Origin of the sequence: Paucibacter sp. PLA-PC-4, from assembly GCF_026241155.1 — a bacterium.
Lineage (GTDB): Bacteria > Pseudomonadota > Gammaproteobacteria > Burkholderiales > Burkholderiaceae_C > Roseateles_E.
The window spans coordinates 145,044-171,202 of the sequence record NZ_JAPFGP010000001.1 but is presented as its reverse complement, the minus strand read 5'-3'; the positions used below and the strand labels follow the sequence as shown (position 1 = coordinate 171,202).

Genomic DNA, 26,159 nt, shown 5'->3' with positions numbered 1-26,159 from the left:
ACTGCGCAAAGCAAGAAGCCGCCCGAAGGCGGCTTCTTGCACAGACGGGAAGCCCGTCCCGTGACTTACTTGTGGTACGCCGTCTCGCCGTGCGAGGTGATGTCCAGGCCTTCGCGCTCAGCCTCTTCCGGCACGCGCAGACCGATCACCAGGTCGACGATCTTGAAGGCGATCACCGAGACCACACCCGACCAGACGATGGTCAGCAGCACGCCCTTGAACTGGATCCAGACCTGGCTGGCGATCGAGTAGGCGTCCGGTGCCACCATGGCCACCGTGACCCAGTCGCCGACGGCGCTGGGGCCGCCGAGGTTGGGCGAGTTGAACACGCCGGTCAGCAGCGCGCCGACGATGCCGCCGACACCGTGAACACCGAACACGTCGAGCGAGTCATCCGCACCCAACATCTTCTTCAGACCCGACACGCCCCACAGGCAGGCGAAGCCGGCGACGAAGCCGATCACCATGCCGCCGCCGATGCCGACATTGCCGGCCGCCGGAGTGATGGCCACCAGGCCGGCTACTGCGCCGGAGGCCGCGCCCAGCATCGAGGCCTTGCCCTTGAGCAGCGCCTCACCGATACACCAGGCCAGCACGGCGGCAGCGGTGGCGGCCAGCGTGTTGATGAAGCCCAGCGCGGCAAAGCCATTGGCTTCCAGTGCGGAACCGGCGTTGAAGCCGAACCAACCCACCCACAGCAGCGAGGCGCCGACCATGGTCAGTGTCAGACTGTGCGGGGTGAAGGATTCCTTGCCGTAGCCAACGCGCTTGCCGACCATATAGGCGCCGACCAGACCGGCGACGGCCGCGTTGATGTGCACCACGGTACCGCCGGCAAAGTCCAGCGCGCCCCATTGCCAGATCAGGCCGGCCTTGCCGGTCATCTCGGCGGCCACCTCGGCCGAGGCATAGGCGTCCGGGCCCATCCAGAACCAGACCATGTGCGCCATCGGCAAGTAGCTGAAGGTAAACCAGATCGCCATGAACAGCAGTACGGCCCCGAACTTGATGCGCTCGGCGAAGGCGCCGACGATCAGGCAGGCGGTGATACCGGCAAAGGTGGCCTGGAAGGCGGCGAACACGATCTCCGGGATGTAGACACCCTTGCTAAAGGTGGCCGCGTTGGCGAAGGTGCCGGCCGCGTTATCCCAGATGCCCTTCATGAAGAGGCGATCAAAGCCGCCGATGAAGGCATTGCCCTCGGTGAAGGCCAGGCTGTAGCCATAGATGACCCACAGCACGACAATCATCGAGAACGTGACCATCACCTGCATCAGCACCGACAGCATGTTCTTGCTGCGCACCAGACCGCCGTAGAACAACGCAAGACCCGGCACCGTCATCATGATGACCAGTAAGGTGCAGACCATCATCCAGGCAGTGTCGCCCTTGTTGGGCACGGGGGATGGTGCGGCGGCTTCGGCCGGCGCGGAAGCGGCGTCTGCGGCCGGGGCAGCCACGGCGGCCATGGCTTCGGAAGCAGCAGCGACGACCGCCGAGGCGGCCTCGGCGAGGGCGGGCGCGGACGCCGCGTCTTGGGCCCAGGCTGCAGGGGCGAACACCGCCGCAGCCAGTGCCAGGCTGGCAAGTAGTTTCTTCATGAAGAATCTCCGGGGATTTGTCTGTCTAGTCTTGTGATCGGTGGAGCTCAGAGCGCATCGGCCCCGGTCTCGCCGGTGCGGATGCGCACCACCTGGTCTAGCGGCGAGACGAAGATCTTGCCGTCGCCGATCTTGCCGGTGCGGGCCGCGGCCTCGATGGCCTCGATGACCTGCTCGACCACCGCATCATCGACCGCCGCTTCGACCTTGACTTTGGGCAGGAAGTCGACGACGTACTCGGCGCCGCGATACAGCTCGGTGTGACCCTTCTGGCGGCCGAAGCCCTTGACCTCGGTGACGGTCAGCCCTTGCACGCCGATAGCGCTCAGCGCCTCGCGTACTTCGTCAAGCTTGAAGGGCTTGATGATGGCGGTGATCAGTTTCATTGCGTTCTCCTCACACGGTTTCAGAAGTTGTACTTAACACTGACCACTAGCCCGTTCTTGCCCAGGAACTTGTCCTTGACGGTGTAGAAGCCCTTGTCAGCGTCGGTGCCGACCAGCGCGATGCTGGGCACCAGACCACTGAAGTCCTTGGACAGCGCCAGCGAGTAGTCGGTGTAGGAGGCCTGGCCGCGCAAGGGGCCATCGATGCGCTGATAGCCGACATGGGGCGCCAGCATCCAGCCGTCCATCACTTCGAAGCTGGCTGACAGATCGGCATACCAGCTGTTCTTGCTGTCGGGGTTGCCAAAGGTATCGGTAACCGCGTGCGAGTACTTGGCCGTGAACGGACCATAGCTCAGCGCGCCATAGATTTCGGTGGTGTTGGCGCTGGTCGCCAGCTTGTTGCTCGGGTAGATATAGGTCAACACGCCGATGTCGAGATTGACGCCCTTGCTGATCTCGGTCTTGTAGCCGCCGTAGAGGTCGACCTCGACCTTAGCGTCGCCGCCAACGTCCTTGACCCACTTGATCGTCGAGCCCCAGGCGCCCACGTAGAAGCCGCTCGGGTGCGCATAGTCCAGCCCGCCTTGCAGGGCCGGCTTTAGCCGGGTCTGCGAGATGCCGCGATAGCGGTAGTCGCTGGTCAGGCTCGCATTGAAGGCGACTGATGCGTCCTGGGCCTGGGCCGGCAGCGCACCGAGGGTCATGGCGGCGGTAAGCGTGGCAAGAATCAACTTCATGCGGAACTCCTAGCTGTTTGGATGGGGAGAAGGCAAGTTCGAACTGAGGATTGCAGCTTCCGTGCCAGGCTCGGCGCCTCAGGCGAAACCGGGAAAGAGGCCCGGATCGCGCGGGAATGCACCAAAAGAGGATGACCACGCTTGATGCCCGCACTTGGTGCAGGCACTCCATTGGTGCAGCGAAGGCAGCGCGCCCGGGGTCAGCAAACGTGCAATATCAAAAATAGGATCGGTAAGCACCGGTCCTGGGGTGGGATCAATCTCCCTGGCAGACGTACACAGCCGCGCGCTGGACGGGCTGGCCGCCGCTCGGTTATGCGCTAAGGAGCACAGCTGGCCAATCAGTTGCCGATCGCACAGGTCCTCCTGGCGGCCCGCGAGCAGATCGGCCCGAGCGGCTGCGAGGCATGGCATGCGCCAGCGAACTGTCGTTGGCCGGCGAGCTGCGGCCGGTGCGCTTGCGCTGCGCCAGTCGGGCCTGACCGGCGATCTGATGCTGACCGAGGCGAATTCGGCAAAGGCGCCCCTGGCCACCGGCATGGCGGTGTCCGGCGCCTATCTGCTGGACCAGATAGCCGCACTGAGCCCGCGCGGCGACACAAAATCGCTGCCGCGCGGCCAGCTGTGCGGCTGTCTGCAGAGCAAGGGTTAGTACCAGGAATCAGCAAATCTAGCCACGGCCCATAAAGATTTCTCGGTCGACCTCGATGCCGGATTGGTGGACATTCGCGTCACCCACCCCCTTCATTCCAAAAGGAAGCCCGAGATGAAACGCCTGTTGCTCAGCGCCACCGCCGCCGTCCTGCTCTCCACCACCGCCCAGGCCGCGACCTGGAATATGTCGGCCGAACAACCCGACGCCAACTACCTGACCGTCAATGTGCGCCAGTTCGCCGAGGACGTGAAGGCAGCAACCGCCGGCCAACTGGAGTTCAAGGTTCAGAGCAATAGCGTGCTGCTCAAGCGCCCCGAGGTGAAGCGCGGCGTGCAGCAAGGCATCGTGCCGATCGGCGAGGTGCTGATGTCGGCGCTGGGCAACGAGGACGCGATGTTCGAGATTGACAGCGTGCCCTTCCTGGCCAGCTCCTTCGACGCCTCCGAAAAGCTCTGGAAGGCCGCCCGCGAGCAGATCGCCGCCCGCCTGGATAAGCAAGGCCTTGTGCTGGTCTATGGCTCGCCCTGGCCGCCGCAAGGCATCTACACCAAGAAACCGGTCGCCGCGATCGGCGACTTCAAGGGTGCCCGCTTTCGCGCCTACAGCGCCTCGACCAGCCGCATGGTCACGTTGATGGGTGCGGTGCCCACGACGATTCAGACCGCTGAGGTGCCGCAGGCCTTCTCGACCGGCGTGATCGACATGATGATCACCTCGCCGGCCACCGGCGTCGACACCCAGGCCTGGGACTATGTCAAACACTACTACGACGCTCAGGCCTTCATACCGCAGGCCATCGTCATCGCCAACAAGCGCTCGCTGATGGCCTTGCCCGAGGCGCAGCGCCAGGCCGTGATGGCCGCCGGTGCCAAGGCCGAAGCGCGCGGCTGGGCCCAGGCCCGCGAGCTGACCGCCAAGCTGACCCAGACACTGGCCGCCAAGGGCATCACGGTGCAGCCGGTGCCGGCAGCGATCGCCGCCGAACTCAACAAAGTCGGCGCGACGATGGCCGAGGAGTGGACCAAGAAGGCCGGTCCCGACGGCGCCAAAGTCCTCGACGCCTTCAACAAGAAGTAAGCGAACGCCATGGCCGTCCTTGACCGTCTCTCCAAGGCCTCCGGGGCGGCCTCGGCCGTCGCATTGGCCAGTATCGGCCTGGTGATCGCGGCGCAGATCGTCGCGCGACTGCTGGGGCATCAAATCCCAGCCGCCGATGATTTCGCTGCCTGGGCCATGGCGGCCTCGGCCTTCCTGGCCCTGCCCTATGCGATGCGCCATGGTGACCACATCCGCGTAACCCTGGTGCTGCACTTCCTGCCCAAGCGCTGGGAGCGCGGCTACGAGCTGCTGGCCTCGGCGCTGGGCGGGGCGCTGGCGGTCTGGGCCGCATGGCACACGCTGCAGTTCGTGCATGGCTCCTGGCAGTACGAGGAGGTCGCGCAGGGCATGTTGCGCGTACCACTGTGGATACCGCAGCTGGCCATGGCCGTCGGCATGCTGCTGCTGGCGCTGATGCTGATCGACCGCTTGTGGCGTGGCCTGCGCGGCCGTCCGCTGAGCGATGGGCCGGACGGCGAGACCGCCCGCACCGAATAAGAAAGGGACATCTCCGATGAGCGATCTTGCACAAGCGGGCGTCCTGATGGCACTGCTCTTCCTCTTGCTGGGCCTGGGCGTCTGGGTGGCGTTGGCCCTTATCGGCTGCGGCCTAGTGGGCCTGCTGCTGTTCACCGACGCGCCGGCCGGCGTGATCTTCGCCACCACAGCCTGGGGATCCACCGCCAGTTGGTCCCTGACCGCGCTGCCGCTTTTCATCTGGATGGGCGAGATCCTCTACCGCACCCGTCTGGCCGAGGATATGTTCTCGGGCCTGGGTCCCTGGGTCAATGGCCTGCCGGGCCGGTTGGTGCATGTGAACGTGCTTGGCTGCGGCATCTTCGCTGCGGTCAGCGGCAGCTCGGCCGCCACGGCTGCCACCATCGGCAAGATCTCGCTGCCCGAGCTGAAGGCGCGTGGCTATGACGAGAGCATCAGCATCGGCTCGCTGGCCGGCGCCGGCACGCTGGGCCTCTTGATCCCACCGTCCATCGTGATGATCGTCTACGGCGTCGCGGCCCAGGTCTCCATCGTCAAGCTGTTCACCGCAGGCATCCTGCCAGGCCTGATGATGATGCTGTTGTTCTCAGGCTATATCGCGATCTGGGCACTGCGCAATCCGGCCAAGGTTCCGCGTGACGCCGAACAGGTCGGCTGGGCCGAGCGCTTCAAGCGCCTGCGCCTGCTGGCGCCGGTGGTGCTCTTGATCGTCGGCGTGATCGGCTCCATCTATGCCGGTATCGCCACCGCCACCGAGGCCGCCACCATCGGCGTGATCGGATCGCTGATCATTGCCGGCCTGGGAGGCTCTTTGGGTCGCACCTCCTTCGTCGCGAGTCTGACGGGCGCGGCGCGCACGTCCTGCATGATCACATTCATCCTGCTGGGCGCGGCCTACCTGACCAGCGCGATGAGCTTCACAGGCCTGCCGGCCAACGTGGCGCAATGGATCGCCTCGCTGAACCTCTCGGCCTATGGTCTGCTGGCTGTGCTGACGGTGTTCTTCATCCTGCTGGGCTGCTTTCTGGATGGCATCTCCATCGTCGTGCTGACCACGGCCGTGCTCTTGCCCGCCGTGCAGGCCGCCGGCATCGACCCGCTGTGGTTCGGCATTTACCTGATCCTGGTGGTCGAGATGGCGCAAATCACGCCGCCGGTGGGCTTCAACCTCTTTGTAATCCAGGGTATCACCGGCAAGGGCCTGTTCACCCTGGCGCGCATGGCTTTCCCCTTCTTCCTACTGCTGGTGCTGGCGACGGTGCTGATCACGGTGTTCCCGGACATCGTGATGGTGCTGCCACGGGCGATGGGCTGAGTCCACCATGAGACGCATCCTGATTGCCAACCGCGGCGAGATCGCCTGCCGCATCATTCGCGCCTGCAAGTCCTTGGGCATCGAAACCGTCGCGGTGTATTCCGAAGCGGATGCCAAGTCCTTGCATGTGGAGCTGGCTGACTTCGCCGAACCCATTGGCCCGGCACCGGCCGCGCAGAGCTATCTGAACGGTGAGCGCATCCTTGAGGCCGCGCTGCGCCACGGCGCCGACGGCGTGCACCCCGGCTACGGCTTCCTGTCCGAGAACACCGGATTCGCCCGCGCTGCCGAGGCTGCCGGTGTCTGCTGGATTGGACCGGCGCCCGAGAGCATCGAGGCCATGGGCGACAAACAGCGCGCCCGCGCCATCGCTCAGGCCGCTGGCGTGCCGACACTGCCGGGCAGCAGGCGCTTCGAAATCGACGCACTCGACGGCATCGAACAGGCCGCGCAAGGCGTCGGCTACCCGCTGCTGGTGAAAGCCACCGGCGGTGGCGGCGGCATCGGCATGCGCCGAGTCGACACGCCCGAGCAACTGCTGGCTGCGGTGGCCGCCACCCAGGCCCTGGCGGCCAAGGCCTTCAAGGACGGCACCATCTATCTGGAGCGCCTGGTGGCACGCGCCCGCCATATCGAGATCCAGGTCTTCGGCCATGGTGACGGCACGGCCGTGCATCTGTTCGAGCGCGAGTGCTCGGTTCAGCGTCGCTTCCAGAAGATCATCGAGGAAAGCCCGGCGCCAGGCCTGCCTGCTCCTATGGTCGAGCGCATGGCTGCGGCGGCCGTCGCACTGGCTGCGCACCAGCGCTACCGAGGACCGGGTACGGTGGAATTCATCGTCGACGCCGACACCTTGGAGTTCTTCTTTCTGGAAATGAACACCCGCATCCAAGTCGAGCATCCGGTCACTGAGATGGTCACCGGCTGGGACCTGGTCCAGGCCCAAATCCGGCTCGCGGCCGGCACGTTCTTGCCGCTGACACAGGCGCAAATCGCGCAGTGCGGCGCGGCCATCGAGTGCCGGCTCTATGCCGAAAACCCGGCCAAGAATTTCTTCCCCTCTCCCGGGCCTCTGACGGTGTTCCGCCTGCCGCTGGAGATGGCTCATGTGCGCGTGGATACTGGCGTGCGCGAGGGCGACCAGATCACGCCCTTCTACGACCCGATGATCGCCAAGCTGATCGTTTGGGGCAAGGACCGAGAAGCCGCGCTGGCCCGACTGCGCGAAGCGCTGGCATCTAGCCGCATCGGGGGCGTCAAGAACAATGTCGAACTCCTGGCCGCAGTGGCCGGACATGCCGACTTCATCGCGGGAGAGGTCGACACCGGCTGGGTCGAGCGCGAGCGCCAGGGCCTGCTTGCGGGAGTGATTGCTGTATGACGACTGAAAACTGGCGCATTGACGCCGTCGGTGACCGCTGCCTGCTGGTGGGGCTCGGCACGACCGTGGACCCCGAGACGAGCGCCCGGGTGCACGCCTTCGTGCAGCGCCTGCGCGCCCTGCCGATAGCCGGCCTGCGCGATATCGTGCCCGCCTTCAGCACCGTGGCTCTGCACTACCGCCCCGAGTGCTTCGGCCCCACGCCCTTTGCGACGCTGAAGACCCTGTTGCTCGAACGCCTGGCCCAGCCGCTCGATGCCAAGCAGGCCGCACCCCGCGTAATCGAGATCCCGGTCTGCTATGGCGGCGACTACGGACCCGATCTGGAGGATGTGGCCCAGCGCTGCGGGCTGAGTCCCGAACGCGTGATCGCGCTGCATCTGGAGTCGGCCCATCGCGTCTACATGCTGGGCTTTGCGCCAGGCTTCCCCTTCATTGGAGGCCTGAACCCGCAGCTCGCGATGCCGCGCCGCACAACGCCGCGCACCCATATCCCGCCCGGCTCTGTAGCCATCGCGCGCGAGCAGACCTGCATCTACCCGCTGGAAACCCCCGGCGGCTGGAACATCCTGGGTCGCACGCCGGTGCGCCTGTTCGAGGCTGGTGCCGAACCGCCCTGCCTGCTCGGGCCGGGCGACGCGATCCGCTTCGTGCGCATCGACGCCATCACCTACGAAGCGATGCTGGAGGCGCGGAGATGAGCATCGATATCGAGGTCATCAAACCGGGCGCACAGTCGCAACTGCAGGACCTGGGCCGCTACGGCTATCAGCACCTAGGCGTGCCGGTCTGCGGTGCGATGGACGAGTATTCGCACCGACTGGCCAATCTGCTGGTGGGCAATCACATGGACCAAGCCACGCTGGAGATCGTGTTGATGGGGCCTTGCCTGCGCTTCGTGGCTGCCACCCAGATCGCGATCTGCGGCGCAGATCTGTCGGCCACGCTGGACGGAGAGCCGATGGCGCTGAACCGGCGGCTGGACGTGCCAGCCGGCGCCGTACTGGCCTTCGGGCGGCGCATCAACGGTTTGCGCAGCTATCTGGCAGTGCGCGGCGGCTTCTCAGTCGCGACGCTGATGGGCAGCCGCAGCACCTTTGTGCGCGGCGGCTTTGGCGGCCATCTGGGCCGAGCGCTGCGCAAAGGCGACTGGCTCCAGGCGGCGGACTTCCAACCGGCCGGCGCGCTGCCGGACCTCCCGGTCGTGAGCACCCTGCCCAGCGCCGAGATCACGCCGCTGCGCGTCGTACTCGGCGAGCACTGGGCCGGCTTCACGGCCGAGGCGCAGGCGCTGTTCGCCGAGAACAGCTACCGCATCAGCCCGCAGTCCGACCGCATGGGCTACCGGCTCGAAGGCCCAGCACTGGCGCGCAGCCAGCCCGGGGAGCTGATCTCCGAGGCGGTCAACTTCGGCAGCATCCAGGTGCCGCCCGACGGCCAGCCCATCGTCTTGATGGCCGAGCGCCAGAGCACCGGTGGCTATCCAAAGATAGGCCATGTGATCAGCGTAGACCTGCCGCTGCTCGCGCAGCTGGCGCCGCAGCAGGCGCTGCGCTTCGTGCCGGTCTCGCTGGAGACCGCGCAGACCCTGTATCTGCAACGTGAGCAGCAGTTTTCTGATGCACTGGGAGCCGCATGATGACGAGCAAGACCCTGGATCTCAACTGTGACATGGGCGAAGGCTTCGGCGCCTACACCATGGGCAATGACATCGCCATCCTCGACTATGTGTCATCGGCCAATATCGCCTGCGGCTTCCATGCCGGCGACCCGGGCACAATGCGCCGCATTGTCGGTGCGGCCATTGCCAAGGGCGTGGCGGTCGGTGCCCATCCTGGCCTGCCGGACCTGCAGGGCTTCGGCCGCCGCGAGATGAAGATCACGCCGGCCGAGGCCTATGCGATGGTGCTCTACCAGATCGGCGCACTGTCCGGCTTTGCCATCGCCGCCGGTGGCCGACTGAACCATGTGAAACCGCATGGCGCGCTCTACAACATGGCGGTCAGGGACCGCCAGCTCTCGGACGCCATCGCCCAGGCGGTGCGCGACTTCGATCCCGGCCTGGTCTTTTTCGGCCTGGCCGGCAGCGAGATGATCAAGGCGGCCGAGGCGCTGGGCCTGCGCGCAGCCAACGAGGTGTTCGCCGACCGCAGCTACCAAGACGACGGCTCGCTGTCGCCGCGCGGGCTGCCCGGCGCAATGATCGAAGACCCCGACCAGTCGCTGGCTCAGGTCCGCCAGATGCTGGCCGGCAGCGTCAACGCGCTGAGCGGCAAAGTCGTGGCGGTGCGCGCCGACACGCTGTGCCTGCATGGCGACCAAGCCGGTGCGCTGGATTTCGCGCGCCATATCCGCGGCGCACTTGCGGCCGACGGCGTCGCGCTGCGAGCCCCCGCCCATTGAGCCCCGCCACCATGTCTGAAGTCAGCATCACTTCCGAAGCCAGCGGCAGCGTCTGGAAGATCGAAGTCACGCCCGGTCAGCAAGTTGCCGAGGGCGAAACCCTGCTCGTGATCGAGTCGATGAAGATGGAGCTGCCGCTGGCCGCACCTGCCACCGGCACCGTCGCGCGGATCCTGGTGTCCGAGGGCGAGATGGTCGAGGAAGAGCAACCGCTGCTGGTGCTGACCACTCAGTCCTGATCGCCCAGTTGGGGCCGCACCCAGTCGGCCCCGACCCGCTCGCAGAAGTCGGCCACCACCTCGCGCACCAGGCCTACGGTCTCGCGCACCGCCGTGCTCATGCGGCTCTCGGTGATGGATGTGATCTGCATCGAGGGCAGCGGCGGCCCCTCGCACTGCCAGAGCAGGCCTTGCGCCAGTTGCTGGCGCACGAACACCGGCGGTATAGCCGCGATGCCGTAGCCATCGCTGGCCAATTGGATGATGGACTCGACCGAGGGGAAGCTGCAGACGCGGGGCTCGGTGTCGCGGTCAACGAAGAGCGCGCGCACATGGGCTTGCGGGCTCGATGTCTTCGAGAACGTTAGCAGGGGCACGCGCGCCAGATCTTCCACCGTCAGCCGCCCGCCGGCCGGCAGCAGCTCGGGCTTGGCGACCCAGCGCAACGGGAACTCGCACAGCGGCGTGACCCGGTAATCCAGCGTACCGATGGCCTCGGCAAAGGGGTCGTTCTGGATCATCAGGTCCAGCTTGCGCAGGCGGAACTGGTCCTGCAAATGGCGCGCGGTGTCGACCGTGATGTCCGGGTTGATCTGCGGGTAGCGCTCGGCCAGCTGGCGTATCAGCGGCGACAGCCAGGTGTGCACCACCGACTCGATCGCGCCGATGCGCACCCGGCCGGCAGCCGGCGCGTCGGGCCGGGTCGAAAGCTTCAACTCGCGTTCCAGCGCCAGCATGCGCTCGGCCTGGCGAAGTACCTGCTCGCCGACCTGGGTTAGTCCGAGGCGACGCGCGCTACGGTCCACCAGCTCAGCGCCCAGCTCATCCTCCAGCGCGGCGATGCGCTGCGAGATCGCTGCCTGCGTGGTGCTCATCACCTGGGCGGTCTCGCGGAAGCTGCCGACTCGCGCAAGTACCACCAGGGTTTCAAGGAATTTGGTGTTCACGGCGCCAAGTGTAGGCCGTGCTTAGCCCGAGGTTTTGTCTCGATATCAAGATTAATGCTACAGTTATTTATCTTGAATTAGAGGTAATAAATGGGCAGTGCGTCGCAACAATCCCAAGCGGTCGACGCCTGGCTGACGGCGCTGGCACCCGTCATCTGGGGCAGCACCTACATCGTCACGACCGAGCTGCTGCCGCCCGACCGGCCCTTCACGGCGGCGCTGATTCGCTCGCTGCCGGCCGGGCTGCTGCTGGTGCTCTACGCCCGGCGCCTGCCGGCACGCAACGAATGGGGCCGCCTGCTGGTGCTGGCGGCGCTGAACCTGGGGTTTTTCCAGGCCATGCTCTTCATCGCCGCTTACCGCCTGCCCGGTGGCCTGGCTGCCGTGGTCGGCGCCGTCCAGCCCCTGCTGGTCATCGGCATGAGCTGGGCGGTGGACCGGCGCCGGCCGCCCTCGCTGGCGATAGGCGCCGGCGTGACCGGCGTGCTGGGCATGGCCGCGCTGCTGCTTTCGCCGGGCGCCGTCTGGGACCCGGTCGGCGTCGCGGCGGCGCTGGCCGGCGCGGTCAGCATGGCCGCCGGTACCTATCTGGCCCGGCGCTGGCAGACCGACATGCCGGTGCTGGCCCTGACCGGCTGGCAGCTGCTGATCGCCGGGCTGATGCTGCTGCCGCTGGCCTGGAGCGTCGATGCGCCGTTGCCTGCACTGGGTATGAGCCAAGTACTCGGCTACGCCTATCTGTCGCTCGTCGGAGCCCTGCTCGCCTACGCGCTGTGGTTCCGCGGCATCGCCCGGCTGTCGCCGGTGGCGGTGTCTTCACTGGGTCTGCTGAGCCCGCTGACTGCCGTGCTGCTGGGCTGGCTGCTTTTGGGCCAGGCCATGGGCGGCCTGTCCCTGCTGGGCCTGTTGGTCGTGCTCGGCAGCGTGCTGGCAATGCAGCTGGCGATGAACGCCAAGCGCTGACACCCTTTCAACACTTCACACGAGAACGTCGATGCAACACCCCGTCCATGCACTGATAGCGGCGCGCCAATCGGTCACCCGCTACGAACCCGGCCAGGCCCTTGACGATGCCAGCATCGTCGAACTGGTGCGCTTGGCCACGCTGGCTCCTTCGGCCTACAACTTCCAGAACTGGCACTTCATTGCGGTGCGCACGCCCGCCGCGAAAGCGCGCCTGCAAGCCGCTGCCTACGGCCAGCCCCAGGTGGGCGATGCGGCCGTCACATTCATCATCAGCGGCCTACTGGCAGCGCACGAGGGCCTGCCGCGCGCGCTGCGCCCGGCGGTGGGCATCGTCGGCGACGCGGTGTTCCAGAGCTGGCTGGCGGCAGCAACCGCGGCCCACGCGCACGACCCGCGACTGCAACGCGACGAGGCAATACGCTCGGCCTCGCTTGCCGCCATGACGCTGATGCTGGCGGCCCAGGGCATGGGCCTAGCCAGCGGCGCGATGGGCGGCTTCGATGCACAGGCCGTAGCCCGGGAATTCGGGCTCGACGCACGCACCCTGCCCGTCATGCTAGTCACCGTGGGCCGCGCCCGGGCGGACAACTGGCCGCAAAAACCGCGCCTGCCCGTCAGCGAGGTGCTGGTTTTCGCCTGAGCCGGCGGCCGCTGGCGCAATTATTCAAGACCCGGGCCGGCCGCCGGCCCAAGATCGCCGCTCAGCTCAACCAGGGAGTGGCGACTATGGAAGTGAAGATCAATGGCCGGACCCGGGTCGTTCCCGAGGGATGGCAGGACGAAAAGCTGCTGTGGGTACTGCGCGAGGCCTGGGGTCTGGTGGGCGCCAAATTCGGCTGCGGCCTGGGCCAGTGTGGCGCCTGCACCGTGCTGCTGGACGGAGATCCGCTGCGCAGCTGCTTGCTTCCAGTGGCAGCGGTGCAAGGCCGCGCGGTGACGACGGTCGAGGGACTGGCCGACGGGGAGCGGCTGCACCCGCTGCAACAGGCCTGGCTGGACGAGGCAGTGCCGCAATGTGGCTACTGCCAGAGCGGCCACCTGCTCGCCGCTGCGGCCTTGCTGCGACAGACACCGCAGCCCACCGAGACCGAGATCAAGACCGCGCTGGCCGGACATCTCTGCCGCTGCGGCAGCCAGCCCCGCATGTGCCGCGCGATCCAGCGTGCCAGCCGCTCATGATGAGGCGCCGCGAGCTGCTGGGCGCGCTACTGAGCGTGCCCATCCTGGCCGGCTGCTCGACGCTGCCCGTGATCCCGCGTCGCCCCGAGCCCACACAGACCGACGCGATGGGCTGGATCAGTCATCTGGGCGCGGGCCGCTTCGAGCTACGCCTGCCGCGCGCCGAAATCGGCCAGCATATCGGCACCGCACTTCGACGCATCGCGGCCGACGAGCTGAGCGTGTCCATCGGCGCGATCAGCCTGGCGCTGCCAGACAGCCGAAGCATGGCACCGGTGCGCGCCACCGTCGGCAGCGACTCGATCAAGGGCTTCGCGCTGCCGCTGGCTCAAGCCTGCGCCGCGCTGCGCGAGGCCCTGGCCGGCCGCACGCCGCGCGAGTGGCCAGCCAGCGTCCTGCGTAGCCTGAACGGAGCGCCACGCCAACGGTCCGACCCTCTGGGCTTCGGCCGCGAGATCGTGACTGGCGCGCCGCTGTTTGCGGCCGATGTTCAGCTGCCGGGCCTGCTCTACGGCCGCGTGCTGCGTGCGCCCGTATCACCCGAGCTGGCATCGCGGCCAGCGGGTTTCAATGCCGCAGCGGCCCGCGCGCTGCCCGGGTTTGTGGCCCTGGTCGAGCACCCGGGGCTGAAGCGTGCAAACAGCCAAGGCCTGGGCATGGTGGCCCGTACACCGGCCGCGCTGGACCGCATTGAGGCAGCGCTGGCCCTGCACTGGCAGGTTGAGGATGGCAACGCCGCCGACATCGAGCACCTGCTGCGGCTGCCCGAGCAGGGCCGGCTGCGCCACCGGCTGCGCGAGGACGAGATGGCCGAGGCCGCAGCCTGGGATGTGGACCTGGTCTTCGAGACTGCGCTGGCGGCGCACAACGGCATCGAGCCGCGCTGCGCCGTCGCACACTATCGGGCAGCCGATCGGAGCCTGCGGCTGTGGACCGGCACGCAGGACCTGTTCTATGTGCGCGACACCCTGATAAGGCAGCTGGGTCTGGATGAGTCCAAGGTCCTGGTGCAGGCCTGCCGCGCCGGCGGAGCTTTCGGCGCCCGTGCGCTGGTGCTGGTGGAACCAGAGGCGGCCCTGCTCTCGCGCGCTGTGAGCGCGCCGGTCAAAGTGCAGTGGACGCGCGCCCAAGAGCTGCAGCAGGGCTTTCACCGCCCGCCCTCACGTCACCAGCTGCGAGCGCGGCTGCACAACGGCCGGGTGCTCGACTGGTGGCACCGTCTGGTCAGCAGTCATATCCTGTTCACGCCGGCTGCGATGCCGCGCTGGATGCAGAGCCTGGCTGACTTCACCGGCGACGGCGGCGTCTCGCGCTGCGCGCTGCCGCCTTATGCGTTGCCACGCCAGCGCATCGAGTTCGACGCGCGCCGGCTGCCGGTACTCACCGGCCCATGGCGTGGCCTGGGTGCCGGGCCGAACTGCTGGGTGATCGAGAGCGCCATCGACGAGTGCGCCCATGTGGCCGGTATCGATCCGCTAGTCTTCCGGCTGGCGCAGCTGGAGAACGCCCGCCTGCGCCGCGTGCTGGCGCGCGTCGCGCAGAGCGCCGGCTGGCCGCAGCAGCCGGTCAGCGATGAAAACACCCTGCGCGGCCGCGGCCTAGCCTGTGGCATCTACAAGGGCAGCGCTTATGCGGCGGTGATTGCCGAGGTCGCGGTCGAGCGGGCCAGCGGCGCCGTCAGGGTCACCGCGATGCACTGCGCCCACGACTGCGGCCGCCTCGTCCAGCCCGAAGGCGTGCGCGCGCAAATCGAAGGGAATCTGATCTGGTGTCTGGGCATGGTGCTGATCGAGGCGCTGCCGATAGACAACAAGGCGGGCATCGCGGCCAGCGGCTTCGCTGAAGCGCCGATCCCGCGCATCCACGACCTACCGGCCCTGCATATCGAGCTAATCGATACCGGCGAGACCAGCGGCGGCGCCGGCGAGACCGCAATGGTGGCCGGCGCCGGGGCGATCGCCAACGCGCTGCGGGCGGCCACCGGCCGGCGCTTCACGCGACTGCCGGTACGCGCCGCCGACCTGCGGTCGGCTACAGGCACACTGGCGCGATGAACGCCGACTTCGCCAGCGCGACGATGCTGCGGCTGCTGCTACGCGGCATGGCCGCGCGGGGCCTGAGCACGCCGCTGCCGCTACCCGAGGCCGCACGGGTGGCGCATCAGGACAAGCGGCGTGTGGTCGCTGCCATCGTCGAGCAAGGCGGCCTGTCCACGCTGCTGGCGCTGGCGCGCGAGGTCCGGCATATCGAGGGCGAGCCACTGCACCAAGTGCTGGTGGCCGCGCTCGAGCCGCTCGACTTCATGCGCCGCTGGCAGCGGCTGGAGCGCTATATCCACGCTGAGCACAGCGTGCGGATCGAGGACGCCCCGACCGATGGGCGGATCAGGCTCAGGCACAGCGGCCCCGCCCCCCAGCCGGCCGAGAGTCTGGCAGTGCTGGGCGTACTGATCGGCGGCTTCGAGGCCTTGGGAGCGCAAGGAGTGCAGGTGCAGATTGCCGGCCATGCCGTGCATCCACAGGCCGACGAAGACACGCTGCGCCGGCTGGCCGCTGATGATGCGATGCGGGTCTGGCAGTTCCAGTGGCATGCGCTCAGCCCTTTGCCGGGCAAACCTTGCGCTCCGGCCGATCTGCTAGCGCCGCTGCACTGGCCACCGGTGGCGCTGGCACTGGCGTCTCGCCAGCTTGCCGACCCGGCCGATGCGCTGCGGCTGGCCGAGGTCGCCGACGGCCTGGGCCTGTCGAGCCGCAGCCTGCAGCGCCAGCTGGCCGCACATGGCCTTAGCTTCAGCGCCGTGATTGCTGAGACCCGCTCACGGCTGGCGGCATGGTGCCTGGGCAGCAGCTCGCATGGCATCGCCGAGATCGGCTTCCTGTGCGGCTTTGCGGACCAGGCCCACTTCACTCGCGAGTTCACCCGCAGGGTCGGGTTGCCGCCGGCACGCTACCGACAGGCGGGGGCTCAGTGACGGCGTAGTTCGCCGTCGCGCAGCTCGACGATGTCGCCGGCCTTCAGGCCCGGATCACTGGCGCGCTCCAAGGTGCGGCTGCTTCCGTCCTTGTGCTCGAGGCGGATGATCCAGACGCGCTTGCTCTTCTGGCGCTTCTCGATCTCATTGCCGGCATAGCCTCCGGCCACAGCACCGCCGACGGTGGCGATCTTCTTGCCGCTGCCGCCACCAACCTGGTTGCCCAGGATGCCGCCGATCACTGCGCCACCGATCGCACCAAGGCCGCTACCCTCACCCTCGCGCTCCTCGCTGCGCACCGAGACGACGCGTGAGCAGTCATTGCAAAGCCGGGGTTCGGCCGCAGGCTTGGGCTCGGCGGCAGGCTTGGGAGCCGGCTTCGGCACCTCGGCCTGGGCCAGCTTGGCCGGCGCGGGCCTGCTGTCCTCGACCACGGCGGCCATCGGCGCTGGCACGGCGGCCGGGTCTTGCGAGGATCGGCCCAGCGCGTAGGCGCCGGCCACCAGAGCGGCCGCTACCGCCACGATGGCAATGGTCTGGCTGGAATTCAAGGGCATGCTCATAGGGTCAACTCCGGAAACAGGGATGACACCTTAACGCAGACCGCCGGGCCAGCGCCGACCGGCAGATGTAAGCGCATGTCAGCCCAACAGCGGCGCCAGCGCGCGTTTCGCATCGAGCTCGTCCAGCGCCATGCGCGCGGCCCAGTCCTTCATCTGATCGTCGCCGATGGTGCCGACATTGAAGTAGCTGGCCTCGGGGTGCGAGAAGTAGAAGCCGCTGACACTGGCGGCCGGCGTCATCGCCATGCTGTCGGTCAGGCCCATCTGGATGTCCTCAGGGGTCAGCACCTTGAACAGATCGCGCTTGGACAGATGATCCGGGCAGGCCGGGTAGCCTGGCGCCGGGCGGATGCCGCGGTACTGCTCGGCAATCATCTGCTCATTGCTCAAGGCCTCGTCGGCCGCATAGGCCCAGAACTCCTGGCGCACGCGCTGGTGCAGGCGCTCGGCAAAGGCTTCGGCCAGGCGGTCGGCCAGGGCCTTCAGCATGATGGCCGAGTAGTCGTCGTGGTCGGCCAGGAACTGCGCTTCCTTCTTGTCCACGCCAAGGCCGGCCGTCACCGCGAACAGCCCGATGTAGTCCGGCACCGAGCCCTTGGCCGCGATGTAATCGGCCAGGCAGCGATTCGGGCGGAGCACCCCGTCGACCACCGGACGCTCCGACTGCATGCGCAAGCCGCGCCAGGTCATCAAGACCTCGCTGCGGCTTTCATCACAGTAGATCTCGATATCGTCGTCGTTGACCTGGGCTGCGGGGTAGAGGCCGAACACGCCATTGGCCGTCAGCCAACGGCCGTCGATCAGTCGCTGCAGCATGCGCTTGCCGTCGCTGAATACACGTTGGGCCTCGTGGCCGACGATCTCGTCCTTCAGGATGGCCGGGAAGGGGCCGGCCAGGTCCCAGGTCTGGAAGAACGGCGCCCAGTCGATGTGGTGGGCCAGCTCGGCCAGGTCATAGTTGCGGAAGACACGGCGGCCGATGAACTTCGGCACCGGCGGCCGGTAGCCGGCCCAGTCCAGCTGGACCTTGTTGGCGCGCGCCTGGGCCAGCGTCACCAGCGGGGTCTTCTTCTTGTTGGCATGCTGTTGACGCACCTTTTCATAGTCGGCCTTCAGCTCGTCGATATAGGCAGCCGCGCGGTCGTCGCTGAGCAGCTCGGTACAGACACCCACCGAGCGCGAGGCATCCGGCACATAGACCACCGGGCCTTCATAGTGCGGCGAGATTTTGACGGCGGTGTGGACGCGGCTGCAGGTGGCGCCGCCGATCAGCAGCGGAATCTTCTTGATGCGGAAGTAATCGTCACGCTGCATCTCGGCAGCCACATGCTGCATCTCCTCCAGGCTGGGCGTGATCAGACCCGAGAGCCCGATGATGTCGGCTCCCTCGACCTTGGCGCGAGCCAGGATGTCCTGGCAGGGCACCATCACACCCATATTGACGACCTCGTAGTTGTTGCACTGCAAAACCACAGTGACGATGTTCTTGCCGATGTCGTGCACATCGCCTTTGACAGTCGCTATGACAATCTTGCCCTTTGGCTTCACATCGCCGCCGGCCGCCTCCAGCTGGCGCTTTTCTTCCTCGATATAGGGAATCAGATGGGCCACGGCGGACTTCATCACCCGCGCGCTCTTGACCACCTGGGGCAGGAACATCTTGCCCTGGCCAAACAGGTCGCCGACGATGTTCATGCCGGCCATCAAAGGGCCTTCGATCACATGCAGCGGCCGGCCACCGTTGGCCTGAATCGCGACCCATGCCTCCTCGGTATCCTCGACGATGAAGTCGGTGATGCCATGCACCAGCGCATGCGAGAGCCGCGCATTGACATCGCCGGCGCGCCAAGCCAGCCGGGCCGTGTCGTCCTTGGCCAGGCCCTTGGCACTCTCGGCTACCTCGATCAGGCGCTCGCCAGCGTCGGGTCGGCGGTTCAGCACCACGTCCTCAACTCTTTCTCGAAGCGTGGCTTCCAGATCGTCGTAGACACCCACCATACCGGCATTGACGATGCCCATGTCCATGCCGGCCTGGATCGCGTGGTACAGAAACACGGTGTGGATGGCCTCGCGCACCGGATCATTGCCACGAAAGCTGAAGCTGACATTCGAAACCCCGCCGCTGACCTTGGCGCCGGGCAGGTTTTGCTTGATCCAGCGGGTCGCGTTGATGAAGTCGACCGCGTAGTTATCGTGCTCCTCGATGCCCGTGGCGATCGCGAAGATGTTCGGGTCGAAGATGATGTCCTCGGCCGGGAAGCCGACCTCGTCGACCAGAATCTTGTAGGCCCGCTCGCAGATCTCGATCTTGCGCTCGAAGGTGTCGGCCTGGCCCTTCTCGTCGAAGGCCATCACGACTGCGGCCGCGCCATAGCGGCGCACCAAGTTCGCTTGGCGGCGGAATTCGGCCTCACCCTCCTTCATAGAGATCGAGTTGACGATGCCCTTGCCCTGGATGCATTTCAGGCCGGCCTCGATCACCTCCCACTTGGAGCTGTCGATCATGATGGGTACGCGGGCGATCTCAGGCTCGGAAGCGATCAGGTTCAGGAAGCGCACCATCGCCGCCTTGCTGTCCAGCATGGCCTCGTCCATATTGATATCGATGACCTGGGCGCCGTTCTCGACCTGCTGGCGCGCGACCACCAGCGCCTGCTCGAACTGCCCGGCCAGGATCATGCGGGCAAAGGCCTTGGAGCCGGTGACATTGGTGCGTTCGCCGATATTGACGAAGAGCGTGCCGGCGCCTATCTGCACCGGCTCCAATCCCGAGAGCTTCATCGGCGGCGGCGTGGTCTGGGGGGTAGCGGTGTTCATGGCAGCCTCGGAGAAAGATCGGACCGCAGGCTCACCGCGGCCACGAAGAATTCATGGATCGGTGAGCGTCGTTGAAAAGGCTGGCGCCCTTGCAGATCCAAGCCTGGCGGGCTGTCGATTGACACTACACCCGTCGCAACGCTCCTCGGACCGTGGCGCATTTTACGCTGCGTCCCAGCCGCAAGGCTCAAGCCGGGTGCCGGCGCGCCGACAATTCCTTCAGAGCTCTAGCGAATCACCGTGGATCTGATACCCCTGCCCCCTCACAGCCTGCGCATCGGCCAGGTCTTGGATTTTTCCTTGCGCGACGCTGAGGGCAAGCTGCTGATTGCGCGCGGCCAGGTGCTGGGCGACAGTCCCCTAGTCCAGGCGCTGATACAGCGCGGTGCCTGGGTGCAGGCCCATGAGACCAAGGACTACCAGCGCGCGCTGGCCCACAAGGTCGACACTATGATGCACCAGGGCGCCACGCTGGGCGCCATCGCCCGGGCCCAGACCAGCTACCGGCCCGAGCGGGGCGGCGCGGCCGTGCCACAGGTCAGCGACCAGGCCGCCTGGGCCGATCTTCAATTGCGGGGCCATGCGCTGCTGCGCGAGCCCAGGACCGAAGACTTCCTGCCACGTTTCCATGCGCTGCAGCAGGAGATGCTGGCGCGGGTGCAGCAGCAGACCGATGCAGCGCTGATGCTGCTGATCTTCGAGTCCAGCCAGGATTTCCAGCACTACAGCGCCCGCCACGCGTTGCTCAGCCTGCTGCTGTGCGAGCTCTGCGCGCGCCAGCTAGGCTGGGCCGAGGATCTGCGCCTGGTTCTGGGACAAGCCGCGCTGTCGATGAATATCAGCATCAGCTCGCTGCAAGACCGGCTCGCCGGCCAGGACGAACGCCCCAGCGAGGCCCACCGGGCCGTGCTGGTCGGCCATGGCGATCGCAGCGCCGAGCTGCTTCGCACGTTGGGCGTCGGCGACTCGCTATGGCTGCAAATCGTGCGCCTGCATCACGAGGCCGGTCCCGGGCCCTTGGCCGCTCGCTCGGTGCCGGAGCAGATGGCGCGGGTGCTGCGCCGCGTCGATCTCTACGGCGCACGGCTGAGTCCGCGGCGCTCGCGCAAGGCCCTATCTGGCGCCCAGGCGGCGCGTGCGGTCTATCTGGACGAGCTGCAGCAGCCCGACGAGGCCGGCGCCGCGCTGATCAAGGCCGTTGGTCTCTACCCCCCCGGCTCGCTTGTGCGCCTGACCAATGGTGAGGTCGGTGTCGTCGCCAAGCGCGGCCACAGTGCCAACGAGCCCTTGGTCGCTGCGCTGCTGGGCAAGAGCGGCGCTCCGTTGAGCGAGCCGGTGCCACGCGATACCCGTCTGTCCAGCCAGGCCATTGCCGCCAGTCTGGCGCCGCATGAGCTCAAGCTATTGGTCAATATGGAGCGGCTGCTGAAGCTCTACTGATACCTCACGCCTGCTCGGCCACCAGCTCGCTGAAGAAGCGTTGGCCACAGGCGCGAGGCTTGTAAGCCGAGACCTTTTGCGCGATCGCCGCGATATGAGCCGGAGTCGTGCCGCAGCAGCCACCGGCGATGTTCAGAAAGCCGGCGGCGGCAAACTCGCCGACCAGGCGGCCGGTGACCTCGGGCGTCTCGTCGAATCCGGTGTCGCTCATCGGGTTGGGCAGACCGGCGTTCGGGTAGCAGCTGATCGCGGTGTCGCCGGCAGCCTTGGCCAGCTCCTCGATATAGGGCCGCATCAGCGTCGCGCCGAGCGCGCAGTTCAGCCCTATGGCCAGCGGCTTGGCGTGGCGCACCGAATGCCAGAAGGCGGTCACGGTCTGGCCCGAGAGAATGCGGCCCGAGGCATCGGTGACTGTGCCGGAGATGATGACCGGCAGGCGCACGCCCGTGTCTTCCATCAGCTCGTCGAGCGCGAAGATCGCCGCCTTGGCGTTCAGCGTATCGAAGATGGTCTCGACCAAGAACAGGTCCACCCCGCCATCCAGCAGGCCCTTGGCCTGCTCATAATAGGCGGCCTTCAGCGTATCGAAGTCGACATTGCGGGCGCCGGGGTCATTGACATCGGGGCTGATACTGGCGGTGCGCGGCGTCGGGCCCAGTGCACCGGCGGCAAAGCGCGGCTTGTCTGGCGTACTGTACTTGGCGCAGGCAGCGCGGGCCAGTCGGGCGGCGGCCACATTCATCTCGAAGGCATGCTCGCCCAGCTCGTAATCCTCCTGGGCCACCGAGGTGGTGCCGAAGGTATTGGTCTCGATGATGTCGGCACCGGCGGCCAGGTACTGCTCGTGGATCTCGCTGATGACCTCGGGTTTAGTCAGCACCAGCAGGTCGTTATTGCCCTTCAGGTCCTTGCCATGGTCGGCAAAGCGCTCGCCCCGATAATCGGCCTCGGACAGCTTGTAGCGCTGGATCATCGTGCCCATCGCGCCGTCGAGGATGACGATGCGTTGTTGCAAAATCTCGGGCAGCTGCGCGCCGCGCGTGTAGGGTCGGGTGGAAGCGTTCATCCGACCATTTTAGAGAGCGCGTCAATATCCCCATGAAACATCTGCTCCCCGTCGAGGCCCAGGCCTATCTGCAACAACACCCCGAGGCCCTGTTCCTCGATGTGCGCATGGAGCTGGAATACCTCTATGTCGGCCATCCGCCCGGCATCGTCCATGTGGCCTGGTACGAATACCCGGAGATGCAGCCCGATGTGGACCGCTTCGTGACCCAGGTAAAACGCGAGGCCGGTGGCGATCTGGGCAAGCCCCTGGTGCTTTTATGCCGCTCCGGCACCCGCACGGTCGCAGCGGGCCAGGCGCTGGAGGCAGCCGGCTTTGCCGAGGTCGTCAACATCGTCCATGGCTTCGAGGGCGATCCGGACGAGAACTTCCAACGCGGCCGGCTCAATGGCTGGCGCCATGACGGTCTGCCCTGGGAGCAGATGTAGGCCGACCCGCACACCCTTTGGTGGCATAGGCAAGACTTGACCCTGCTGTTAGCCTGCGCGGCGCGGCCGCCATGGCCGTCCAAGGACTGCCATGAACCGAAGCCTCGTCTCCTGGGTCGCCAAGATCGCCGCCATCCTGGTGGGTGTCTATCTTGTCTTCACGTTGATCAACCCGATACGCATTGTGCAATCGGGCACGCGCGGCGTGATCACGACGTTCGGCAAGGTCGACCCCGAACCGCTGGGGGAAGGCATCCACTTCGTCGTGCCCCTGGTCAACCGGGTTCATATGATCGATGTGCGCTTGCAAAAGAGCGAAGGTAAGGGCGTGGCCGCATCGCGCGATCTGCAGCAGGTCTCGGTCTCGGCGGCGTTGAACTGGAGGCTAGACCCGGCCCTGGTGGCGCAAACCTACCAGGCCATAGGCAATGAGTATGCGGTGGCGGCGCGTGTCATCGAGCCAGCCGCGCAGGAGGCCACCAAGGCCATTGCGGCCCAGTACACGGCCGAGGAACTGGTAACCAAGCGCACCGAGGTCAGCGGCAAGATCCGCGACGCGCTGGAGGCGCGACTGAAGCGCCATGGCGTCATCGTCGACTCGCTGGCGGCGGTCAACTACGACTTCTCGGCCGTCTTCGACAAAGCAATTGAGGCCAAGGTCGAGGCCGAGCAGAAGAAGCTGACGGCGGAGCGCGATCTGGAGCGCATTCGGGTAGAGGCCGAACAGGCCCTGGCCAAGGCGCGCGGCGAGGCCGAGTCACTGAAGGCCAAGCGCCTGGAAATCACGCCCGACCTCCTGCGCCTGAAACAGCTGGAAAACGAGAGCGAGGCCATCAGGAAGTGGGACGGCAAGCTACCGCAGTACACAGGGGCGGGCACACCGTTTGTTCAGCTGACGCCGCCGGCGGGACGCTGAGATGGCGCTGCGCCTTGCCGTCGCGCAAGCCAGGATCTACTGGACCGCAGAGGAGAACACAGCCGAGTTGCTATCGGTGCTGGCACAGGCCACGGAGCACGGAGCACGGAGCACGGAGCCCAGCTTTGCGTGTTCCCCGAACTGGCATGGACCGGCTTTCATCACCGCATCTCCGAGGCCACGTGGCCGGAGGTCGTTCGGCCCTAGGCACAGCACGTATGCGCCGCCTGCGCTTGGTCGGACTCTGAGCCGCCGTGGGCGCGCCGAGCTCGGTCCGCTTTGATCCTCTGGCCCGGGCTGATGCCCCGGCCGAAGGCAAAAGAGACCAAGTACCACCGGAGCATGTGCAGTATGCCGTGCGCCTCGCGCGAAGCCTCGGTTGCTGATTCGTCCAAAGCAAGTGCCCCGGGTCACTCTGTTACCCCGAACGCAGCGGTCTGTGCGGCCGTAGCGTGGTACTTGATCCCTCAGGGTGCATCGTGATTGAGCAGCAGCGGAACCAGGCCGGTCCGGCCGTTTTCGTGCTCGGCGAAAGTGTTCGACTCGCATCAGGCGCAGCGTTCGCGGCCGGGGGCGGCTTGAGTCTGGCGCTCTATGCATCCAGCGCCCGGCAAGCGCCGAGCAGGGCGGCCTCGTCGCTGGCACTGACAACGTAAGCAGGGATCGCGGCCAGGTAGTCGCGAAAGCGGCCCTTGGCCTCGAAGCGCTCGCGAAATCGCGAACGGTCAAAGCGCGCGCCCAGGCGCGGCACGATGCCACCCCCGATATAGAGGCCGCCGCGGGCGCCTAGCGTCAGCGCCACATTGCCGGCCACATTGCCCAACAGACTGCAGAAAAGCTCCACCGTATCGCGGGCCAGTTGGTCCTCGCCGGCGGTGATGGATTTGGCGTCCCGCTCGGGCACGACCTGACCCCGCACGCCGGCCAAGGCCTGGTACAGATTCTCCAGCCCAGGCCCGGACAGCGCACGTTCAGCCGAGGCGTGGCCGAAGCGGCGCTGCAGCACGCGTAGCACCGCGTCCTCCTCGGGCTCGAAGGAGGACAGGGTGACATGGCCGCCCTCGCCGCCAATCGGAGCCAGGCCGGCGCCGCCGACGCCGGGCAGCAGGCCAGAGACGCCAAGGCCGGTGCCGGGGCCGACCAGCCCGATCGGTGCGCCATCCACCGCCGCGCCGCCGCCGACTTGGCGTCGCGACCCGGGCGCCAGCGCCGGCAGCGCCAGCGCCAGCGCAGTGAAGTCATTGATGACCAGCAGACGCTCGGCCCCCAGCGCCTGGCGCAGCGCCTCAATCGAGAATGACCAGTGGTGGTTGGTCATCTGCACCTGGTCGCCGGTGATCGCGGTGGCTATGCCGATTGCACAGCAGCGCGGCCGCTCCAGGCCCTGGCTGCGCAGATGGTGCTGCATCGCGTCCCACAAGCTGACGTGATCGGCGCATGCATAGCTGGCCATGCCCAGCAGCGGACCCTGCGGAAGGTACTGACTGGCAAAGCGCACGTTGGTACCACCGACATCGGCCACCAGGCGCGGAAACGACGCCCCGCTCACGCGCGCGGCTCCAGGCGCAGCCCTTGGGCATCGAAGGCCAGCAGATGCTCGGGGCGCCACTGCAGGCCGACACGCTGGTGGCGCTGCCAGTCCTGCCCCGCCGCCAGCTTGACGGCCAGCGCCTGCTCGACACCGGCGATGCGCACATAGGCGATGCTGGTGTCACCCAGATGCTCGATTAGCGCCAGCTCGCCATCCAGGCCGGCACCGGCCGCGACTAGGTTGAGGTGCTCGGGCCGCAGTCCGACCGTCTCGGTGGCGGCCGGCAGGGCCGTTTTGATCAGGCCGGCAGGTAGAAAATTGATGCGCGGCGAGCCGAGGAAAGCGGCGACGAAACGACTCACCGGCCGCTCGTAAACCTCCATCGGCGCGCCGACCTGCTCGATGCGACCCTCGTTGAAGACCGCGATGCGGTCGCCCAGTGTCATCGCCTCGACCTGATCGTGGGTCACATAGACGATGGTAGCGCCCAGTTCCTCGTGCAGACGGGCCAGCTCCAGCCGGGTCTCGTGGCGCAGCGCGGCGTCCAGATTGGACAGCGGCTCGTCGAACAGAAAGACCTGAGGCTGGCGCACGATGGCACGGCCGATGGCCACGCGCTGGCGCTGGCCGCCCGAGAGCTCACGCGGCTTGCGCTCCAGCAGCGCCTCCAGTTGCAGGCTGCGCGCGGCCTTCAGCACGCAGGCGCTGACTTCGGCCTTGGGCCGGCCGGCCATCTTCAAGGCGAAGCCCATGTTCTCCGCCACGCTCATATGCGGGTACAGCGCATAGCTCTGAAACACCATGGCCACGCCGCGCTCGGCCGGTGGCACGGTCGTGACCTCGCGGGCGCCGATAAAGATCTGGCCCGCGCTGACATCCTCCAGCCCGGCAAGCATGCGCAGCGAGGTGCTTTTGCCACAGCCCGAGGGGCCGACGAGCACCATGAACTCGCCGTCCTGAACCTCCAGGTCCAGCGCGCGCACGACTGGGGCCTTGTCGCCGTAGCGTTTGGCGACACCCTTGAAGCTGAGGCCGGCCAT

26 protein-coding genes and 1 riboswitch are annotated in these 26,159 nt (G+C 66.8%); of the genes, 17 read left to right on the top strand and 9 right to left on the bottom strand.

Features of this window, described 5'->3' with window-relative positions:
• Positions 1 to 65: 65 nt before the first annotated feature.
• The 3 genes from amt to OOZ63_RS00850 are packed head-to-tail and all read right to left on the bottom strand — an operon-like array spanning position 66 to position 2,727.
• Complete coding sequence (gene amt / locus OOZ63_RS00860; RefSeq protein ID WP_266003418.1) at positions 66 to 1,601, bottom strand: ammonium transporter; 1,536 nt, start codon at positions 1,599 to 1,601, stop codon at positions 66 to 68.
• 47 nt (positions 1,602 to 1,648) lie between these two features.
• Positions 1,649 to 1,987: a P-II family nitrogen regulator gene (glnK, locus tag OOZ63_RS00855; RefSeq protein WP_266003417.1), complete on the bottom strand. Its 339-nt coding sequence runs from the start codon at positions 1,985 to 1,987 to the stop codon at positions 1,649 to 1,651.
• A 20-nt stretch (positions 1,988 to 2,007) separates the two neighbouring features.
• The gene (locus tag OOZ63_RS00850; RefSeq protein ID WP_266003416.1) at positions 2,008 to 2,727 is read right to left on the bottom strand and encodes a TorF family putative porin; all 720 of its coding nucleotides are present in this window, start codon (positions 2,725 to 2,727) and stop codon (positions 2,008 to 2,010) included.
• A 412-nt stretch (positions 2,728 to 3,139) separates the two neighbouring features.
• Here OOZ63_RS00850 and OOZ63_RS00845 point away from each other — a divergent pair, with 412 nt between their 5' ends.
• The 9 genes from OOZ63_RS00845 to OOZ63_RS00805 all read left to right on the top strand — a co-directional run bounded on the left by OOZ63_RS00845 (position 3,140) and on the right by OOZ63_RS00805 (position 10,316).
• Entirely contained in the window at positions 3,140 to 3,379 is a 240-nt protein-coding gene (locus OOZ63_RS00845; RefSeq protein ID WP_266003415.1) for a hypothetical protein, read from the top strand.
• Positions 3,380 to 3,493: 114 nt separating this feature from the next.
• Complete coding sequence (locus OOZ63_RS00840; protein ID WP_266003414.1) at positions 3,494 to 4,459, top strand: TRAP transporter substrate-binding protein; 966 nt, start codon at positions 3,494 to 3,496, stop codon at positions 4,457 to 4,459.
• A gap of 9 nt (positions 4,460 to 4,468) precedes the next feature.
• Positions 4,469 to 4,978 carry a TRAP transporter small permease gene (locus OOZ63_RS00835; protein WP_266003413.1) on the top strand — a complete coding sequence of 170 codons (510 nt, stop codon included), beginning with the start codon at positions 4,469 to 4,471 and terminating at the stop codon, positions 4,976 to 4,978.
• A 16-nt stretch (positions 4,979 to 4,994) separates the two neighbouring features.
• Positions 4,995 to 6,293 (top strand): TRAP transporter large permease, encoded by a 1,299-nt coding sequence (locus OOZ63_RS00830; protein ID WP_266003412.1) that lies wholly within the window; start codon positions 4,995 to 4,997, stop codon positions 6,291 to 6,293.
• Positions 6,294 to 6,300: 7 nt separating this feature from the next.
• A complete protein-coding gene (locus tag OOZ63_RS00825) occupies positions 6,301 to 7,674 on the top strand; it encodes an acetyl-CoA carboxylase biotin carboxylase subunit (RefSeq protein WP_266003411.1) in 1,374 nt (457 codons plus the stop codon).
• A complete protein-coding gene (gene pxpB, locus OOZ63_RS00820; protein WP_266003410.1) occupies positions 7,671 to 8,375 on the top strand; it encodes a 5-oxoprolinase subunit PxpB in 705 nt (234 codons plus the stop codon). Before OOZ63_RS00825 ends, pxpB begins: the two co-directional genes overlap by 4 nt.
• The gene (locus OOZ63_RS00815) at positions 8,372 to 9,313 is read left to right on the top strand and encodes a biotin-dependent carboxyltransferase family protein (RefSeq protein WP_323055712.1); all 942 of its coding nucleotides are present in this window, start codon (positions 8,372 to 8,374) and stop codon (positions 9,311 to 9,313) included. The genes pxpB and OOZ63_RS00815 overlap by 4 nt, the downstream gene beginning before the upstream one ends.
• A complete protein-coding gene (locus OOZ63_RS00810; RefSeq protein ID WP_266003409.1) occupies positions 9,313 to 10,077 on the top strand; it encodes a LamB/YcsF family protein in 765 nt (254 codons plus the stop codon). The genes OOZ63_RS00815 and OOZ63_RS00810 overlap by 1 nt, the downstream gene beginning before the upstream one ends.
• 11 nt (positions 10,078 to 10,088) lie before the next feature.
• Complete coding sequence (locus OOZ63_RS00805; protein ID WP_266003408.1) at positions 10,089 to 10,316, top strand: acetyl-CoA carboxylase biotin carboxyl carrier protein subunit; 228 nt, start codon at positions 10,089 to 10,091, stop codon at positions 10,314 to 10,316.
• Here the strand turns inward: OOZ63_RS00805 and OOZ63_RS00800 are convergent.
• Positions 10,307 to 11,242, bottom strand: a complete 936-nt coding sequence (locus tag OOZ63_RS00800; RefSeq protein ID WP_266003407.1) for a LysR family transcriptional regulator — start codon at positions 11,240 to 11,242, stop codon at positions 10,307 to 10,309. The genes OOZ63_RS00805 and OOZ63_RS00800 overlap by 10 nt on opposite strands.
• A 90-nt stretch (positions 11,243 to 11,332) precedes the next feature.
• On the opposite strand from OOZ63_RS00800, the gene OOZ63_RS00795 reads away from it, so the two are divergent.
• The 5 genes from OOZ63_RS00795 (at position 11,333) to OOZ63_RS00775 (ending at position 16,358) form a co-directional block, all read left to right on the top strand.
• Positions 11,333 to 12,205 (top strand): EamA family transporter, encoded by an 873-nt coding sequence (locus OOZ63_RS00795; protein ID WP_266003406.1) that lies wholly within the window; start codon positions 11,333 to 11,335, stop codon positions 12,203 to 12,205.
• Positions 12,206 to 12,236: 31 nt separating this feature from the next.
• Positions 12,237 to 12,848: a nitroreductase family protein gene (locus OOZ63_RS00790; protein ID WP_266003405.1), complete on the top strand. Its 612-nt coding sequence runs from the start codon at positions 12,237 to 12,239 to the stop codon at positions 12,846 to 12,848.
• 86 nt (positions 12,849 to 12,934) lie between these two features.
• Positions 12,935 to 13,387 carry a (2Fe-2S)-binding protein gene (locus tag OOZ63_RS00785; protein ID WP_266003404.1) on the top strand — a complete coding sequence of 151 codons (453 nt, stop codon included), beginning with the start codon at positions 12,935 to 12,937 and terminating at the stop codon, positions 13,385 to 13,387.
• A complete protein-coding gene (locus OOZ63_RS00780) occupies positions 13,387 to 15,441 on the top strand; it encodes a molybdopterin cofactor-binding domain-containing protein (RefSeq protein WP_266003403.1) in 2,055 nt (684 codons plus the stop codon). Before OOZ63_RS00785 ends, OOZ63_RS00780 begins: the two co-directional genes overlap by 1 nt.
• Complete coding sequence (locus OOZ63_RS00775) at positions 15,438 to 16,358, top strand: helix-turn-helix transcriptional regulator (RefSeq protein ID WP_266003402.1); 921 nt, start codon at positions 15,438 to 15,440, stop codon at positions 16,356 to 16,358. The genes OOZ63_RS00780 and OOZ63_RS00775 overlap by 4 nt, the downstream gene beginning before the upstream one ends.
• On the opposite strand, the gene OOZ63_RS00770 is transcribed toward OOZ63_RS00775, so the two are convergent.
• Both OOZ63_RS00770 and metH read right to left on the bottom strand, forming a co-directional pair.
• Complete coding sequence (locus OOZ63_RS00770) at positions 16,352 to 16,921, bottom strand: glycine zipper 2TM domain-containing protein (protein ID WP_266003401.1); 570 nt, start codon at positions 16,919 to 16,921, stop codon at positions 16,352 to 16,354. The genes OOZ63_RS00775 and OOZ63_RS00770 overlap by 7 nt on opposite strands.
• Positions 16,922 to 16,999: 78 nt before the next feature.
• The gene (gene metH, locus OOZ63_RS00765) at positions 17,000 to 19,738 is read right to left on the bottom strand and encodes a methionine synthase (protein ID WP_416234669.1); all 2,739 of its coding nucleotides are present in this window, start codon (positions 19,736 to 19,738) and stop codon (positions 17,000 to 17,002) included.
• A 56-nt stretch (positions 19,739 to 19,794) separates the two neighbouring features.
• Positions 19,795 to 19,891, bottom strand: a riboswitch (S-adenosyl-L-homocysteine riboswitch).
• 87 nt (positions 19,892 to 19,978) lie between these two features.
• Between metH and OOZ63_RS00760 the strand changes: the two genes are divergently transcribed.
• Positions 19,979 to 21,178: an HD-GYP domain-containing protein gene (locus OOZ63_RS00760; protein WP_266003399.1), complete on the top strand. Its 1,200-nt coding sequence runs from the start codon at positions 19,979 to 19,981 to the stop codon at positions 21,176 to 21,178.
• A gap of 4 nt (positions 21,179 to 21,182) precedes the next feature.
• On the opposite strand, the gene OOZ63_RS00755 is transcribed toward OOZ63_RS00760, so the two are convergent.
• Positions 21,183 to 22,244: a homocysteine S-methyltransferase family protein gene (locus tag OOZ63_RS00755; protein ID WP_266003398.1), complete on the bottom strand. Its 1,062-nt coding sequence runs from the start codon at positions 22,242 to 22,244 to the stop codon at positions 21,183 to 21,185.
• 32 nt (positions 22,245 to 22,276) lie between these two features.
• Here OOZ63_RS00755 and OOZ63_RS00750 point away from each other — a divergent pair, with 32 nt between their 5' ends.
• Both OOZ63_RS00750 and OOZ63_RS00745 read left to right on the top strand, forming a co-directional pair.
• Positions 22,277 to 22,672 carry a rhodanese-like domain-containing protein gene (locus OOZ63_RS00750; protein ID WP_266003397.1) on the top strand — a complete coding sequence of 132 codons (396 nt, stop codon included), beginning with the start codon at positions 22,277 to 22,279 and terminating at the stop codon, positions 22,670 to 22,672.
• Between the two features lie 91 nt (positions 22,673 to 22,763).
• Entirely contained in the window at positions 22,764 to 23,588 is an 825-nt protein-coding gene (locus OOZ63_RS00745; protein ID WP_266003396.1) for a prohibitin family protein, read from the top strand.
• Positions 23,589 to 24,180: 592 nt separating this feature from the next.
• Here the strand turns inward: OOZ63_RS00745 and glk are convergent.
• Complete coding sequence (gene glk, locus OOZ63_RS00740) at positions 24,181 to 25,137, bottom strand: glucokinase (protein WP_266003395.1); 957 nt, start codon at positions 25,135 to 25,137, stop codon at positions 24,181 to 24,183.
• Positions 25,134 to 26,159, bottom strand: coding sequence for an ABC transporter ATP-binding protein (locus OOZ63_RS00735; protein WP_266003394.1), 1,026 nt, complete (start codon positions 26,157 to 26,159; stop codon positions 25,134 to 25,136). Before OOZ63_RS00735 ends, glk begins: the two co-directional genes overlap by 4 nt.